Here is a 15,081-nt window from a genome sequence, read left to right as displayed (position 1 = left end):
AACGCGAGAACCGCGCCGCTCCCGAGATACGACCGCATCTGGCGCTGCGGGATCAAGGGAAGGGCGCGGAATCCGCGTCGTGCTGTCTTTACGGCAGCAGAGCGTAGGTGCGCGACGGCACCTGGCGGTAGCCGTCCCGCTTCGCCACCACGAGGCTGCCGACGATGGCGGCAACGCTGAGGGCTGCAATTCCAGCGAAGAATACGAACATAGGATTCCAGTCCTTTCTCGGGGTGAACGGGCAGAGCGACCGTTTGGATACCTCTCTAGACAACCGGATGCGATCGTTCAGCACAAGCGAACATATCTTGGACAATTCGGTAGTATTTCTACATGGATGTGCGCCGCCTCGATCTGCTCCGCGAGCTCGCCGATCGCGGCAGCATTCACGCCGTCGCGGTCGCCACCCACCGCACCCCGTCTGCGGTTTCCCAGCAGTTGAAGGTGCTCGAGCGTGAAGCCGGCCTTCCGCTGACCGAGCGCAGCGGTCGTGGCATCGTCCTCACCGACGCGGGGCGCGCACTGGCGAGGAGCGCAGCAGACATCGCCGTCGCGCTGAACAGGGCAGGAGCGGTCTGGGACCGCTATCGCAATGACCCGACAGGGACGGTGAGCGTCGCGACCTTCCCGACCGCAGGGCAAATGCTCATGCCCAATGTCCTCGCCTCCCTCGCATCCACTCCCGGTCTCGCCGTGACGCTGATGGACCGCGACCCGGAGACGGAGGACTTTCCTGCATTGACCGCCGACTTCGATATCGTCCTGGCCCACTCGGTACCCGGGAGCCGGTCATGGAGCGGTCGGGGACTCAGGAACGTCTACCTTCTCAGTGAACCGCTCGACATCGCGCTTCCGGTCGGTCACCGGTTGGCCGGGCTGAATGTGCTCACGCCGGAACATCTCGTCGACGAACCCTGGATCGGCGTGCCGGAGGGGTACCCGTTCGACCGGCTCCTGCACGAGATCGAAGCCGTCACCGGTGCCGCGCTCGACGTCGTGCAACGGGTGACAGACAACAGAATCACCGAGGCTTTGGTTGCTGCCGGCATCGGGATCAGCATGATTCCGCGATTCACGGCATCCGGTCATGAGCGCGGAATCGTTACCCGACCGCTGACCGGCGTCGACATGTCTCGCCACATCGTGGCGTTGCTGCGCCCTGACAAGGCGGAGCGGCTCGCCGTCCGCACGGTCGCAGACGCCCTTCAGCGTGAGGCGGTGGCGGTGCAGCGAGCGCATCAGCCGGTCGAAGACCCGACACCGCTCACGACTCCCCGCTGGGTATAGCGGCGGGGAGCCGTGAGCTTGCGAGTGAGAGTGATCAGTCGTGTTCGGGGAAGCCCAGGTTGATTCCACCGTGGCTGGGATCGAGCCAACGGCTGGTGATCGCCTTCTCGCGGGTGAAGAACGACACGCCCTGCGGCCCGTATGCCTTCGAATCACCGAACATGGACGCTTTCCAGCCGCCGAACGAGTGGTACGCCACAGGAACGGGGATGGGCACGTTGATGCCGACCATGCCGACGGTGACCTCACGCTGGAACCGCCTGGCCGCTCCACCGTCGTTCGTGAAGATCGCCGTTCCGTTGCCGTACGGACTGCCGTTGATGATCCTCAGCCCGTCCGCGTAGCTCGACACCCGGACCACGGAGAGGATCGGGCCGAAGATCTCGTCGGAGTACACGGCGGACGAGGTGGCGACATTGTCGATGAGCGTCGGACCGAACCAGAATCCGCCGGCATCGCCGTCGACCTCGGGATCGCGCCCGTCGACGACGACCGTCGCCCCGTCCGCGAGTGCCACATCGACGTACGAGGCCACCTTGTCGCGGTGGACTTCGGTGATGAGCGGGCCCATGTCGCAGCCCCGCCTGCCGTCCCCTGTTCGCAGGGTCGACATCCGTTCGGCGATCCGCGCGACAAGGTCGTCCGCGACCGTGTCGACGACGAGCAGCACGCTGATCGCCATGCACCGCTCCCCCGCAGAACCGAACCCGGCGTTCACTGCTGCGTCAGCCGCGAGATCGAGATCGGCATCAGGAAGCACGAGCATGTGGTTCTTCGCACCACCGAGCGCCTGCACCCGCTTGCCGTTCCTCGCCGCCGTCTCGTAGATGTAGCGGGCGATCGGGGTCGAGCCGACGAACGAGACGGACTCGACGACGGGATGCTCGAGGATCGCGTCGACCGCTTCCTTGTCGCCGTGCACGACGTTGAACACCCCGTCGGGCAGTCCCGCTTCTTTCAGGAGTTCGGCCATCCACACGGCGGCCGACGGGTCCTTCTCACTCGGCTTCAGCACGACGGTGTTTCCGGCTGCGAGGGCGATCGGGAAGAACCAGAGCGGCACCATGGCCGGGAAGTTGAACGGGCTGATGATCCCGACGACGCCGAGCGGCTGCTTCACCGAGTAGACATCCACGCCGGTTGAGACGTTTTCGGAGTATTCGCCCTTGAGCAGGTGTGGCATCCCGGCGGCGAAGTCGACGACCTCGAGTCCGCGGGCGATCTCACCGCCGGCATCCGAGAGGACTTTTCCGTGCTCGGCCGTGAGGATTTCGGCGAGGTCGCCCTTGCGTGCGTTGAGGAGTTCGCGGAAGGCGAAGATGACGGCCTGCCGCTTGGCCAGTGACGCGTCGCGCCAGCCGGGGAAAGCCGCGGCCGCGGCCTGGACGGCGGTGTCGACATCGGCGACACTGCCGAGTCGGACCTCCTTCTCGACGGTTCCGGTTGCCGGGTTGTAGACCGGCGCAGTGCGAGTGGACTCGCCTTCGGCGCTCGCTCCCCCGATGAAGTGGTTGATGTATGTGGTCATGCTGTTCCTTCCATGAGCTCAGTGAGGACCGCGTCGTATGCCACGACGGCTTCGGCGACCTCGTCGGTGGTGACGGTGCACGGAGGCACCACGTGGATCCGGTTGTCCTGGACGAACGGCAACACTCCGCGCGATACGAGCCCGGACTTGAGCCGACCCATCGCTGCCGCAGGCAGCGGCTCACGGGTGTCCCGGTCCGCCACGAGTTCCATCGCCCAGAACACGCCTTCACCGCGAACCTCGCCGATGACGTCGTGCTTGTCCGCGAGTGCGGCGAGTGCCGGGCCGATGGCTTCGCGGCCGATGCGGGCCGCGTTGTCGATGATCCCCTCGTCCTGCATCGCGTCGAGAGCTCCGACGATCGACGCCATGGCGAGCGGATGCCCCGAGTACGTCAGTCCTCCGGGGAACACCGTCTCGTCGAAGTCGGCCGCGATCGCGTCGGGGATGATCACTCCGCCGGCGGGGACGTAACCCGAGTTGACGCCCTTCGCGAAGGTGATGAGATCGGGCACGACGTCGTACCCCTCGAAGGCGAACCACCGTCCGGTGCGTCCGAAGCCGGCCATGACCTCGTCGAGAATGAGCAGGATGCCGTACCGGTCGCAGAGCGCGCGGACACCGGCAAGGTAGCCGGGCGGCGGAACGAGGATCCCCGCAGTTCCCGGGACCGATTCGAGCAGGATCGCGGCGATCGATGCCGGACCCTCACCCTGGATCACCCGCTCGAGGTGGCGCAGGGCCCGCTCGGCTTCCTGTTCGGGCGTCGTCGCCCAGAACTCGGTGCGGTAGAGGTACGGACCGAAGAAGTGCACGTGGCCGCGAGCGAACTCGTTCGGCATGCGGCGCCAGTCTCCCGTCGCGACGATCGCCGCCCCGGTGTTGCCGTGATACGAGCGGTAGGTCGAGAGGATTTTCTCCCGCCCGGTGTGGAGTCGGGCCATCCGGATGGCGTTCTCGTTGGCATCCGCACCGCCGTTGGTGAAGAAGACTTTGTGAAAGCCGTCAGGCGCGAGGCCGGTGACGCGTTTGGCCGCCTCGCCACGGGTGAGGTTAGCGGTGGACGGTGCGATGGTGGTGAGCTGGTCTGCCTGCGCCTTGATCGCGGCGATGACCGCAGGATGCTGGTGCCCGATGTTCACGTTCACCAGCTGGCTCGAGAAGTCGAGATACTCGGTACCTTCGAAATCCCAGACCCGCGTGCCGAGCCCGCCGGCGAGCACGAGCGGTTTGAGCGCGCCCTGGGCCGACCACGAATGGAAGACGTGTGACCGGTCGAGGTCGAGTGCTGTCTGGTTGTTGTCTGACGTGAGCTGAAGGGCCACGGCATACTCCTTCGGTGCGATGGTGCTGGTTGGGTGCCCGGGGCGGCCTGACCGCCCCGGGCGGGTGATGCTAGTTGCCGCCCTCGTTGAGAGTGACTTCGATCGGTTCGAAGCTCTCGCCCGTCACATCGACGCCGTCTTCACTCAACTCGTCGAGCGCCTGCTGGATGTAGTCGTTCGTCCAGACGCCCGCGGGTGGTTCTTCGGTGATGAGTGCAGCCCCGGTCTCGTTCACCGCCGAGAGCGCGCCGTCGACCGTCTGGTCGAACGCCGCCTCATCGATGAAGCCGATGCCGTTCGGCGCCGGCCAGATGAGCTTGTTGGTCTCGTTGACCATCCACAGCTCGTGGCTGGGGCCCCAGCCCGAGTCGGCAGCAATCGTGATGTCCGCCGCCTCTTCCGGGTTCTCAGCCGCGTAGATCCAACCCTTGATGACGGCCTTGAGGAACGAGACGGTTGTCTCCTGGTAGTCCTCGTCGCTCTCCAGCTTCTCGGTGTCGGCCCAGATGGCATCCTGGAGCATGGCGCCGACGGTGTCCTGATAGCTGATCACGTTGAAGTCGTCTTCGGTGTACAGCTCCCCGGTCTCCGGATCGGTGGTCTCGAGCAGCTGGGCGTACTCGTTGTACGTCATCGCCTGCGCTGCATCGATGTCTCCCTGCAGGAAGGCGTTCATGTTGAAGTCCTGCGTGATGATCTCGACGGTGGATGAGTCGAGTCCCTCAGCAGCCATGGCCGCGAAGATCTCCCACTCGTTCCCGAAGCCCCACGAGCCGATCTTCTTGCCTTCGAAGTCGGCGACGCTCTCGATGCCCGAGTCGGCCCACGACACCTGCAGCGTTCCGGATTTCTGGAAGATCTGAGCGATGTTGGTGACGTTGGCGCCTGCTTCGATCGACCCGAGCACCTTGGGCACCCAGGCGATCGCGTAGTCGACGTCTCCGTTCGCGAGAGCATCCTGCGGAACGATGTCACCACCGGAAGGGATGATTTCGACGTCCAGGCCCTCCTCTTCGAAGAAGCCCTGATCCTGAGCGGCGAAGTAGCCGGCGAACTGTCCCTGCGGCAGCCACTGCAACTGCAGTTTGACCTCGGTCAGTTCGTCGTCCCCACCGCCGGAGCCTGAACCGTTGTCGGCCGGCGCGGAACAGGCCGAGAGGACGAGCGCTGCCGAAGCGGCGAGCGCGCTGATCGTCGCGAGACGACGTGTGCTGTGTTTCATGTCAGTCCTTTTCTGCTCTCGTGGTGCGTGTTGTGCTGTGGTGCGCCTTGCGCCCGGCGGGCGGAAGGAGTCAGGAGTGCCGTCGTCCGCGAGTGGCGAGGCGTTCGAGGGCGAGCATCGCGAGGAAGAACACGAGTCCGAGAACGATCGACGCCACAACGTATGCCCAGGCGCGCGGGTACGCGCTCGACGCCGCCGACGTCGAGATGAGTCCGCCGAGCCCTCCTCGCGGGCCGCCGAAGTACTCGGCGACGAGTGCCGAGATCACGGCGAGGGACGAAGCGATGCGGATGCCGGTGAAGACGAACGGGACGGCGGTCGGCAGCGTGACCGTGCGGACGATCTGACCCGACGACGCCGCGTACACCTTCATGAGGTCACGGTGAACGGGCAGTGTCTGCCGAAAACCGCGCAGCGTGTTGATGAAGACGGGAACGAACGAGGCAAGGCCGGCGATGGCCTGCCGCCCGAACTGGCTGTCAGCGCCGAACATGGAGTTGAGCACTGGCGCGAGGGCGACGATGGGGATGACAGCCAGCGACGCGACGACGGGGGCGCTCATGTGATCGATCGGCCGCCAGCCCGCAGCGAGAGCCGCGAGAAGGATGCCGAGCAGCGACCCGACGACGAGCCCGAGCAGGGCGTTGAGTCCGGTGATTCCGGTGGCTGAGACCATCGAACCGAAGAACTCGACGAACTGCTCGACGATCGCCGCCGGACTCGGCAGCAGATAGTCGCTCACCCCGACCACGCTGACGAGGAACTGCCAGACGCCGAGCACGATCACTCCGACGGCCACCGGCGCGACGACGCGCAGAACGCTCTCGCGCCGGTCGGTCGCTGAGCGCCCAGGGATCACAGCGGTCATCAGCGGTTCTCCACGCCTCGCGGACCGGAAGGCACCGGTGAGCCGGTGTGCAGCGCTTCACGCACCGCGGTCACCATGTCGAAGAACGCCCGCTCCTCGCGCAACCCGTCGGCAGCGGCCGGTGCCCGGTCGAGCGCCATCGGGATGATCTCCTGGATGCGGCCGGGTCGCGGCGACATCACCACCACGCGGTCGGACAGGTACACCGCTTCGGGAATGGAGTGGGTGACGAAGACGACGGCGGCACCGGTCTCGGCGCAGATCCGCACGAGCTCGGTCTGCATCCGTTCCCTGGTCATTTCGTCGAGGGCGCCGAACGGCTCATCCATCAGCAGGAGATCGGGCTTCTCGGCCAGCGACCTGGCGATCGCGACGCGCTGCTGCATGCCCCCGGACAACTGGTCGGGGTACCGGTCGGAGAAGTCGCTCAGCCCGACCATGTCGAGGAGTTCGGTGATCCGGGAGGTGCGCTCACGCGAGCTCGTGCCGTGGAGTTCGAGCGGCAGACCGACGTTCGCCGAAACGGTGCGCCACGGCAGCAGGCCGGCCTGCTGGAACGCGATCCCGTAATCCTGGTCGAGCCGCGCCTGCTTCGCCGTCTTGCCGAAGACCGAGACGCTCCCCGCCGTCGGCTGGTCGAGGTCGGCGATGAGCCGCATGAGCGTCGACTTGCCGCACCCGGATGGACCGATCAGCGAGACGAACTCGCCTGCCGAGACCGTGAGGTCGATCGACTGGAGAGCATGGACCTGGCCCGAGCGGGTCTCGAAGGTCTTGTCGACTCCGCGCACGGTGACGGCATCAGTCGTGTCGGCGGCCTGGGGTTGTGTCTGGGTAGTCACGCGGTGATCTCCACACGTCGGTAGTTCTTGAGGATGGCGCCGAGGATGGCGACGGAACCGGCGGCGGCGAGGCCGAGCACGATCGATCCGAAGATCGGGCCCCAGGCTTTCGCCGGGTCGCCGCTGGCCTGGCCGGCGTACTGGATGAGGATGCGGCCGATGCCGCCCTGCATGCCCGTCGAGACCTCGGCGACGACAGCGCCGACGACCGCGTTCGCCGCACCGAGACGCAACGCGGGAAGAAGATAGGGGACGGATGCGGGGATGCGCAGTTTGCGCAGTGTCGTAAACCAGCCGACGCCGTAGGTGTGCATGAGTTCGGTGTGGATGATGTCAGGAGACTGAAGCCCCTTGAGTGCCCCGACGGCGATCGGGAAGAACGCGAGGTACGACGCGATGACGGCGACGCTCATCCAGTCCTGCCATTCGAATGCCCCGATCTCGATCCGCGAGCCCCAGCTGCGCACGACGGGCGCGAAAGCGATGAGCGGAACGGTCTGGCTGAGGATGATCCACGGCAGCAGCCCCCATTCGGCGAGGCGCCAGCGCTGCATGACGAGCGCGAGGGCGAACCCGACGACCACGCCGACCAGCCAGCCGACCGCGGCGATCCCGAGTGTGACGACGGCGGCGAGCGCCACCTCGAGCCAGAGCGGGTTCGCCGTATCAGACCGGGTGACCGGCTCGAACAGGCGCGCGACCATGTCCCAGGTGTGCGGCATGGCGAGGTCGCTCGTGCGCGGGAGCACCCGAGCGTCGCCGATCACCACGCCGTCTGCCGGGCCGAGGAACTTGTACAGTTCCCAGACCACAGCGAGGATGAGGATGCCGAGCAGCCCGTATCCCCAGCGCGCCAGTTCTCTGGCGGGCGCCCCGGGGCGCCGCCTGATAGCCGGGGCCAGGTTCTCGGCCGTCATGCCGTCGCCACGATCTTTTCCCTGAGCGCCGGCATCACGGTCTCGCCATAGACCCGCATGGTCTCTTCCTTGTTGTCGTGCTGCAGGTAGCCGGCGAACTGGTCGACGCCGAGCGCCTTGAGCGCCTCGAGCTTCTCGATGTGCTGTTCGGCGGTGCCGAGCAGGCAGAACCGGTCGACGATGTCGTCAGGCACGAAGGCGGTGTGGGTGTTCCCGGCCCGCCCGTGCTCGTTGTAGTCGTACGATTCGCGATCCTTGATGTAATCGGTGAGGGCCTGCGGGACCGCGCCGGACGTTCCATACTTGGAGACGATGTCTGCGACGTGATTGCCGACCATTCCACCGAACCAGCGGCACTGGTCGCGCATGTGCTCCCAGTCGTCACCGATGTACATCGGTGCTGCGACGCAGAACTTGATCGACATCGGGTCGCGTCCGGCGTTCTCGGCGGCATCCCGAACCGTCTTGATCATCCAGGCGGCGATGTCGAGGTCGGCGAGCTGCAGGATGAACCCGTCTCCCACCTCACCCGTCAGTTTGAGGGCGAGCGGGCCGTATGCCGCCACCCAGACGTCGAGGGTCGATCCGACGCTCCACGGGAACTGAACGGTGGCACCCTGGTACTCGACCGGTCGTGAGTTGGCGAGTTCACGGATGACATGGATCGATTCGCGGAGCGTCTTGAGGTTCGTCGGAGCACCGTTGGTCGCCCGCACCGCCGAGTCGCCACGGCCGATGCCACAGATCGTGCGGTTGCCGTACATCTCGTTGAGCGTCGCGTACGTGGATGCCGTCACTGTCCAGTCCCTCGTCGCCGGGTTGGTGACCATGGGCCCGACGATGATCCGCTTCGTTTCGGCGAGGATCTGGCTGTAGATCACGTACGGCTCCTGCCAGAGGAGGTGGGAGTCGAAGGTCCAGACGTGACTGAAGCCGTGCTGTTCAGCGAGTTTCGCGAGGTGAACGGTCCGTGAGGCCGGCGGGTTGGTTTGAAGTACTGCTCCGAAATCCATGGGTGCCCTTAGATCAGGTACTGGCTGAGGCCGCGGTGGACGTATTTTCCGTCACCCTTGGTTCCCCGGTACTGGTTGTCGTCGACGATGATCCTGCCGCGCGAGAGAACGGTGTCGACGTGACCGTCGATCTCGTACCCCTCCCAGGCGGAGTAGTCCATGTTCATGTGGTGCGTCTTGCCTACTCCGATCGAGGTGTGACCGTTCGGGTCGTAGATCACCACGTCGCCGTCTGCGCCGGGCTGGAGCACACCCTTTTTGCCGTACATGCCGAACATGCGGGCCGGGGTGGTGGACGTGACCTCGACCCAGCGTTCGAGCGAGATCTTGCCGTCGACGACACCCTGGTAGAGCAGGTCCATGCGGTGCTCGACACTGCCGATACCGTTGGGGATCTTCGAGAAGTTGCCCAGACCCATGTCTTTCTGCCCCTTCATGCAGAACGGGCAGTGGTCGGTGGAGACCATCTGGATATCGTTCGTCCTCAGGCTCTGCCACATGTGGTGCTGGTGACCCTCCGCCTTCGACCGCAACGGTGTCGAGCACACCCACTTCGCTCCCTCGAAGTCGCCCCACTCGTCGCTCGAGGCACCCAGCTGGTCCTCGAGTGAGAGGTAGAGGTACTGCGGGCAGGTCTCACCGAATACGTTCTGCCCGTTGTCGCGGGCAGCGGCGATCTGTTCCACCGCCTGTTTGGCACTGACGTGTACGACATACAGCGGCGCGCCCGTGAGGTTCGCGAGCATGATCGCGCGGTGGGTGGCTTCCTCCTCGGCCTGCCACGGCCGTGTGATGCCGTGGTAGTACGGCGAGGTGTTCCCTGCTGCGAGGGACTGTTGCACGAGCAGGTCGATGACACTGCCGTTCTCGGCATGCATCATGATCATCGACCCGTTGTCACTCGCCCGCTGCATGGCCTTGACGATCTGGCCGTCATCGGAGAGGAAGACCCCTTTGTACGCCATGAAGAGTTTGAAGCTGGAGACACCCTCTTTCACGAGTTCGTCCATCGCCGTGAGCGACGAGTCCTGCACGTCGCTGAGGATCTGATGGAATCCGTAGTCGATGGCACAGTTCCCACGTGCCTTCTCGTGCCAGAGCGCGAACTGGTCGAGCACGTGCTCACCTGCGTACTGCACGACGAAGTCGACGATGCTCGTCGTGCCGCCGTGTGCCGCGGCACGCGTCCCGGTCTCGAAGGTGTCGCTGGCTTCGGTACCGCCGAAGGGCATCTGCATGTGGGTGTGCGCGTCGATCCCCCCTGGGATGACATACTTCCCCGCGGCGTCGATGACGGTGTCGACGTTTCTCTCGACGTCGAAGCCGAGCAGGGTCGAACCGGGTGCGAGCACGGCGGCGATGGTTTCGCCGTCGATGAGCACGTCGGCGGGGGCTGAGCCGGTGGAGTTCACCACGGTGCCGTTCTTGATGAGGGTCTTCATCGTTCCTCCTGTGGTCGTCGCGCTCAGGGCTTCGGGATCGAGGTGTAGGAGTCCGGGCGACGGTCGCGGTAGAACTGCCAGTCATCGCGTACCTGACGAATCATGTCCATGTCGAGGTCACGGATAACGATCTCTTCGTGCTCACCACTGCCGTAGCCGCCGATCACGTTGCCCTGCGGGTCGACGAACTGGCTGTTGCCGTAGAACGTGACGGCGAGTTCGCCGTATTCGTTGTCTTCACGGCCGACACGGTTCGCTGCGGCGACGAAATACCCGTTCGCGCCTGCTGCCGCCGGCTGCTCGATCTCCCAGAGACGGTTCGAGAGGCCGGGTTTCGTGGCGTTCGGGTTGAAGACGATCTGTGCGCCGTTGAGTCCGAGCTCACGCCATCCTTCAGGGAAGTGACGGTCGTAGCAGATGTAGACGCCGATCGGTCCGACAGCGGTCTGGAAGACGGGGTAACCGAGGTTGCCAGGACGGAAGTAGAACTTCTCCCAGAACCGGTCGAGGTGCGGGATGTGGTGCTTGCGGTACTTGCCGAGGATCGTCCCGTCCGCGTCGACGACGACGGCGGTGTTGTAGTACACACCAGGCATGTCTTCCTCGTAGATGGGGAGAACCATCACGAGGTCGAGTTCCTTCGCCAGCCGTGCGAACCGCTGCACGATCGGGCCGTCAGCTGGCTCGGCGTACGCGTAGTACTTCTTGTCTTCGGTGATACCGAAGTATGGACCGTAGAAGAGTTCCTGGAAGCAGATGACCTGCGCCCCGTCTGCGGCTGCATCACGGGCGAACTGCTCGTGTTTCGCGATCATGGATTCTTTGTCGCCGGTCCAGGTGGTCTGGGTGATTGCGGCGCGGACTACCGTCATATCTAGCCTCCGTATCGTCATTGAGCGGTGGGCGCTTTTCGGTCGAGACATCCGGGATCGGATGTCAGGCCTGGAGCTGTTCTGCTGTTCCCGCTCATTTGTTATTATTCGAGTTGAACATTTCTCCATTGTTTCCCTCTGTGACGCATTCGTAAATACCCAATCTGAATTTCGGGAAGGCCGACCATGCGACCGGCATACGGCGAACTCATCGACGACCGTTCCCCTCGCGGCATCGCTGCGGCGATCTCACGCCTCATCACCGCCGGAGTCCTCGCTCCGGGCGACCGCCTGCCGACGGTACGCGAGCTCGGTGCGGAGCTCGGAGTCAGCCCGGCGACGGTGAGCCAGGCCTGGCAGGCGATGGGCAGTGTCGGCCTCATCGTGTCGCGGGGCCGGAGCGGCAGCTTCGTGCGCTCAGCCCCGATGCCCTGGCTCACCCCGCGGGTGCAACGCATGGCCGGTCACCTCGGCGAGTCCCGGATCGACCTCTCCAGGGGCACACCGGATCCGCTCCTCCTGCCCGACCTCGCCCTCGCCCTGACCCGGGTGTCCGAGCACGCCGAGACGTTCAGCTACCAGGAGGTCCCGGTCATCCCCGAACTTCTTGCACACCTGAGATCGACCTGGCCGTACGACGTCGAAGAGATCACCGTGGTCGACGGGGCGCTCGACGGCCTCTCCCGATCACTCGAGCAGGTGATCAGGTTCGGCGACCGGGTCATCGTCGAGGATCCGTCCTTCCCGCCGTTCTTCGACCTGCTCGACCAGCTCGGAGCCGTTCGTGTGCCCGTCCCGGTCGACGCCGCCGGACTCGATCCCGAAGCACTTCGCCGTGCTCTCGCGCTCGGGCCGGCCGCGCTGCTCCTGCAGCCGCGGGCCCAGAATCCGACCGGGGTGTCGATGACCCTCGAGCGGGCCGAGGAGATCGCTGGGGTGATCGCGGCCAGCAGGCAGGCATCCGCCATGATCGTGATCGAAGACGACCATTCTGCCGGGATCAGCGCATCCGCCGACGTCAGCCTGGGCCGCTGGCTGCCCGAACGGGTGCTGCACATCCGCAGCTACTCGAAGTCGCACGGACCCGACCTGCGGATCGCTGCGCTCGGCGGCCCGGAGTCGCTCATCAACCAGGTCGTTGCCAGGCGAATGCTCGGCCCCGGCTGGACGAGTCGGATGGTCCAGACGATCCTGTTCGAACTCCTGACGACGTCAGCGGCGGTGAGCACCGTTGCGGCCGCTCGCAGTATCTACCACTCGCGGCAGCGACTGTTTGCCGACGCCCGGCTCGCCACCGGGTTCGCCGTACCGCAGACGGACGGGCTCAACACCTGGATCGAAGTCGCAGAGGAACGCCAGGCCCTCGTGCAGCTGGCGGCATCCGGCATCCGGGTGACGGGAGGGACACCGTACCTCGCCGCGTCGGACGACCGCCAGTTCGTGCGGGTCACCGTCGGGATGCTGCGCGAGAACGCCGCGGAAGTGGCCGAGGCGCTCGCCGCGGTTGCCGCACGCCCGAAGTGAACGCTTCAGCCGTCGTGGTTGCCACCGGCGAGCTGGTCGAGCACATGCTCGATCACCTCGCCGAGCAGCTGGAGACCGTCTCGCACCCCGCCGGACGAGCCGGGGAGGTTCACGATGAACGAGTTGCCGGCGACACCGGCCACCCCGCGGCTCATCAGAGCGAACGGGGTGCTCGCCGAACCGCGCCTCCGGAGTTCTTCGTGGAACCCGGGCAGGCTGATCCTGAGAATCTTCGCCGTCGCGTCCGCGGTCCCGTCGCCGTGACCGATTCCGGTGCCGCCCGTCGAGATGATCAGGTCGGCACCTGATTCGACCGCAGCACCCAGCGCCGCCGCGACGGCCGGGCCGTCTGCGACCACGGTGGCGTCGTCCGTGTCGAACCCGTGCGCGCGCAGCCAGTCGACAATGACCGGGCCTGTCGTATCTGGCGAGACCCCGGCCGCTGCCCGTGTCGACGACACGAGAACGACAGCGCGGCGGGTCACGGTCGACTCCAGTCGCCTGAGGCTCCGCCCTGTTTCTCGAGCACGCGGATGTCGGTGATCATCGCGGTCTTGTCGACGGCCTTGATCATGTCGTAGAGGGTGAGCGCCGCAACGGATGCCGCCGTCAACGCTTCCATCTCCACCCCGGTCCGCGCGGTGGTGGCGACCGATGCGACAACGGTGAGCCGGTCGTCCACGCAGGAGATGTCGACGGTGATCGACGTCAGCGGCAACGGGTGGCACAGCGGGATGAGCGACGACGTCTGCTTGGCGGCCATGATGCCGGCAATACGTGCCGTGCCGATCGCCTCACCCTTCGGCAGGTCGCCGGCCAGCACGGCCGCGACGACCTCGGTGCGCGTTTCGACCACGGCCTGGGCGACGGCGAGCCGCTTCGTCACCGCTTTGTCGCCGACATCGACCATGTGGGCTGTGCCATCGGAGCGCAGGTGGGTGAGTTCGGGGTCAGTCATGAATTCTCCAGACGTCGACGAGGTCGCCGGCGTCGAAGCGCGAGACTCCGACCGGCAGGTGGACGAGCAGCGTGCTCGAGGCATAGCCGTGCAGCAGGTGCGAACTCGAACCGCCGATGAGAACCACGCGTCCGTCGGCGTCGAGCGCTCCGCGGCGCACCTGGTGTTTGCCTCCAGGGGAATCGACCGTCGCCGCCAGCGGGAGGCGCAGGTGCTGCCGGTCGGCCGGAAGCCCGTGCAGTTCGCGCAGGACGGGGCGCAGGAACACCTCGAAAGACACGAGCGCGCTCACCGGGTTCCCGGGGAAAGCGACGACGGGTCTCGCTACCGGGATACCGGCGGCATCGGTCATCGAAACCGTCCCGAGCCCCTGCGGGCCTCCCGGCTGCATCGCCACGCTGACGAAATCGACACTCTGCTCGAACACATCACGCACCACCTCGCGCGTGCCCTTGCTCACTCCCCCGGTGGTGAGGATGAGGTCGGCGTCCCCGATGTGGCGGGTGAGCAGGTCTCGGAGGACGCCGGCATCGTCCGGCGCCGTGAACGCGGCCAGGCAGGTGGCACCCGCATCGACAATTGCTGCCGCCATCGACGCGCCGTTGGAGTCATGGATCTGCCCGGCTTCGAGGGGAACCCCCGGTGAACGGAGCTCGTCACCTGTCGAGATCACGACGACCCGGATACGCGAGACGAGCGGGATCTCCGATGCTCCGGATGCCGCGATCACCCCCCACTGCGCCGGGCCCAGACCAGAGCCGGCCGGAAGCAGGAGCTCGCCCGCCCTGAGGTCGCTGCCCATGGAGCGCACGAACGTGCCGGCGGCCACCGGGTCGGAGAACGACACGACCTGGCCGCCAGCGTCCGGCGGAAAGAAATCCGGGGTCGCCTGCTCGATCGGGATGACCGCGTCGGCCCCTGGCGGCATCAGCGCGCCCGTCATGATCGGAGCAGCGCTGCCGGGTTCGAGCGGCGGTGCTGCGTGGCCGGCGACGATGCGTCGAGCGACACGGAGCGGCTCCCCGGCGACAAGGTCAACCGATCGCACGGCGTATCCGTCCATCTGCGAATTGTCGAACGGCGGCAGATCGACGAGTGAGACGAGGTCGTGGGCGAGGACGCGATCCGCTCCGAGCGGCATGAGATCCGCCGGTGACAGGAAACTCACCGTCTCGGGCTGGCGGGCGGCCAACGGTGCGAGGAGCGCGCGGACGGCGTCCTGGTGCTCTTCGACCGTTCGCATCTGCCCATCATCCCCTGTGGAGCGTCGAACTGCGAGTTCG

The 15,081-nt window shown here is 65.9% G+C and carries 15 protein-coding genes; 2 read left to right on the top strand and 13 right to left on the bottom strand.

All coding sequences use genetic code 11. The features are described from left to right. Positions 1-88 precede the first annotated feature (88 nt). On the bottom strand, positions 89-211 hold the full coding sequence (locus IWX78_RS16365; protein ID WP_334684642.1) for a hypothetical protein: 123 nt from the start codon (positions 209-211) through the stop codon (positions 89-91). 122 nt (positions 212-333) lie between these two features. Between IWX78_RS16365 and IWX78_RS08600 the strand changes: the two genes are divergently transcribed. After that, positions 334-1,287, top strand: a complete 954-nt coding sequence (locus tag IWX78_RS08600; RefSeq protein WP_196833106.1) for a LysR family transcriptional regulator — start codon at positions 334-336, stop codon at positions 1,285-1,287. A gap of 34 nt (positions 1,288-1,321) precedes the next feature. Here the strand turns inward: IWX78_RS08600 and IWX78_RS08595 are convergent, their stop codons facing one another. The 9 genes from IWX78_RS08595 to IWX78_RS08555 form a co-directional block, all read right to left on the bottom strand. Beyond that, a complete protein-coding gene (locus tag IWX78_RS08595; protein ID WP_196833105.1) occupies positions 1,322-2,815 on the bottom strand; it encodes a CoA-acylating methylmalonate-semialdehyde dehydrogenase in 1,494 nt (497 codons plus the stop codon). Continuing rightward, positions 2,812-4,140 (bottom strand): aspartate aminotransferase family protein, encoded by a 1,329-nt coding sequence (locus IWX78_RS08590; protein ID WP_196833104.1) that lies wholly within the window; start codon positions 4,138-4,140, stop codon positions 2,812-2,814. The genes IWX78_RS08595 and IWX78_RS08590 overlap by 4 nt, the downstream gene beginning before the upstream one ends. A gap of 70 nt (positions 4,141-4,210) precedes the next feature. After that, complete coding sequence (locus IWX78_RS08585; RefSeq protein WP_196833103.1) at positions 4,211-5,362, bottom strand: ABC transporter substrate-binding protein; 1,152 nt, start codon at positions 5,360-5,362, stop codon at positions 4,211-4,213. Positions 5,363-5,432: 70 nt separating this feature from the next. After that, the gene (locus IWX78_RS08580) at positions 5,433-6,230 is read right to left on the bottom strand and encodes an ABC transporter permease (protein WP_196833102.1); all 798 of its coding nucleotides are present in this window, start codon (positions 6,228-6,230) and stop codon (positions 5,433-5,435) included. Further along, positions 6,230-7,072 carry an ABC transporter ATP-binding protein gene (locus tag IWX78_RS08575; RefSeq protein WP_196833101.1) on the bottom strand — a complete coding sequence of 281 codons (843 nt, stop codon included), beginning with the start codon at positions 7,070-7,072 and terminating at the stop codon, positions 6,230-6,232. The genes IWX78_RS08580 and IWX78_RS08575 overlap by 1 nt, the downstream gene beginning before the upstream one ends. Further along, the gene (locus tag IWX78_RS08570; protein WP_196833100.1) at positions 7,069-7,989 is read right to left on the bottom strand and encodes an ABC transporter permease; all 921 of its coding nucleotides are present in this window, start codon (positions 7,987-7,989) and stop codon (positions 7,069-7,071) included. Before IWX78_RS08570 ends, IWX78_RS08575 begins: the two co-directional genes overlap by 4 nt. Then, positions 7,986-9,002, bottom strand: coding sequence for a TIGR03842 family LLM class F420-dependent oxidoreductase (locus IWX78_RS08565; RefSeq protein WP_196833099.1), 1,017 nt, complete (start codon positions 9,000-9,002; stop codon positions 7,986-7,988). The genes IWX78_RS08570 and IWX78_RS08565 overlap by 4 nt, the downstream gene beginning before the upstream one ends. An 8-nt stretch (positions 9,003-9,010) precedes the next feature. Further along, positions 9,011-10,444 carry a dihydropyrimidinase gene (gene hydA / locus IWX78_RS08560; RefSeq protein WP_196833098.1) on the bottom strand — a complete coding sequence of 478 codons (1,434 nt, stop codon included), beginning with the start codon at positions 10,442-10,444 and terminating at the stop codon, positions 9,011-9,013. Between the two features lie 23 nt (positions 10,445-10,467). After that, positions 10,468-11,316, bottom strand: coding sequence for a nitrilase-related carbon-nitrogen hydrolase (locus tag IWX78_RS08555; protein ID WP_196833097.1), 849 nt, complete (start codon positions 11,314-11,316; stop codon positions 10,468-10,470). Between the two features lie 186 nt (positions 11,317-11,502). On the opposite strand from IWX78_RS08555, the gene IWX78_RS08550 reads away from it, so the two are divergent. Next, a complete protein-coding gene (locus tag IWX78_RS08550; protein WP_196833096.1) occupies positions 11,503-12,840 on the top strand; it encodes an aminotransferase-like domain-containing protein in 1,338 nt (445 codons plus the stop codon). A gap of 5 nt (positions 12,841-12,845) precedes the next feature. On the opposite strand, the gene IWX78_RS08545 is transcribed toward IWX78_RS08550, so the two are convergent. From IWX78_RS08545 to IWX78_RS08535, 3 genes are read right to left on the bottom strand one after another with little or no spacing between them, the layout of a single operon-like run. Next, positions 12,846-13,325: a molybdenum cofactor synthesis domain-containing protein gene (locus IWX78_RS08545; RefSeq protein WP_334684641.1), complete on the bottom strand. Its 480-nt coding sequence runs from the start codon at positions 13,323-13,325 to the stop codon at positions 12,846-12,848. Continuing rightward, positions 13,322-13,798: a cyclic pyranopterin monophosphate synthase MoaC gene (gene moaC, locus IWX78_RS08540; protein WP_196833095.1), complete on the bottom strand. Its 477-nt coding sequence runs from the start codon at positions 13,796-13,798 to the stop codon at positions 13,322-13,324. The genes IWX78_RS08545 and moaC overlap by 4 nt, the downstream gene beginning before the upstream one ends. Next, complete coding sequence (locus tag IWX78_RS08535; protein WP_196833094.1) at positions 13,791-15,041, bottom strand: molybdopterin molybdotransferase MoeA; 1,251 nt, start codon at positions 15,039-15,041, stop codon at positions 13,791-13,793. The genes moaC and IWX78_RS08535 overlap by 8 nt, the downstream gene beginning before the upstream one ends. Positions 15,042-15,081: the final 40 nt, after the last annotated feature.

The organism is Mycetocola sp. CAN_C7 (assembly GCF_015752285.1).
Classification (GTDB): Bacteria; Actinomycetota; Actinomycetes; order Actinomycetales; family Microbacteriaceae; genus Mycetocola_A.
The sequence above is the reverse complement of the archived record's forward strand: the minus strand, read 5'-3'. Positions and strand labels throughout refer to the sequence as shown.

Coding starts and splice junctions, on each gene's coding strand:
- IWX78_RS16365 (WP_334684642.1), bottom strand. CDS start 211: ATGTTCGTATTCTTCGCTGGAATTGCAGCCCTCAGCGTTGCCGCCATC.
- IWX78_RS08600 (WP_196833106.1), top strand. CDS start 334: ATGGATGTGCGCCGCCTCGATCTGCTCCGCGAGCTCGCCGATCGCGGC.
- IWX78_RS08595 (WP_196833105.1), bottom strand. CDS start 2,815: ATGACCACATACATCAACCACTTCATCGGGGGAGCGAGCGCCGAAGGC.
- IWX78_RS08585 (WP_196833103.1), bottom strand. CDS start 5,362: ATGAAACACAGCACACGTCGTCTCGCGACGATCAGCGCGCTCGCCGCT.
- IWX78_RS08580 (WP_196833102.1), bottom strand. CDS start 6,230: ATGACCGCTGTGATCCCTGGGCGCTCAGCGACCGACCGGCGCGAGAGC.
- IWX78_RS08570 (WP_196833100.1), bottom strand. CDS start 7,989: ATGACGGCCGAGAACCTGGCCCCGGCTATCAGGCGGCGCCCCGGGGCG.
- IWX78_RS08565 (WP_196833099.1), bottom strand. CDS start 9,002: ATGGATTTCGGAGCAGTACTTCAAACCAACCCGCCGGCCTCACGGACC.
- hydA (WP_196833098.1), bottom strand. CDS start 10,444: ATGAAGACCCTCATCAAGAACGGCACCGTGGTGAACTCCACCGGCTCA.
- IWX78_RS08555 (WP_196833097.1), bottom strand. CDS start 11,316: ATGACGGTAGTCCGCGCCGCAATCACCCAGACCACCTGGACCGGCGAC.
- IWX78_RS08550 (WP_196833096.1), top strand. CDS start 11,503: ATGCGACCGGCATACGGCGAACTCATCGACGACCGTTCCCCTCGCGGC.
- moaC (WP_196833095.1), bottom strand. CDS start 13,798: ATGACTGACCCCGAACTCACCCACCTGCGCTCCGATGGCACAGCCCAC.
- IWX78_RS08535 (WP_196833094.1), bottom strand. CDS start 15,041: ATGCGAACGGTCGAAGAGCACCAGGACGCCGTCCGCGCGCTCCTCGCA.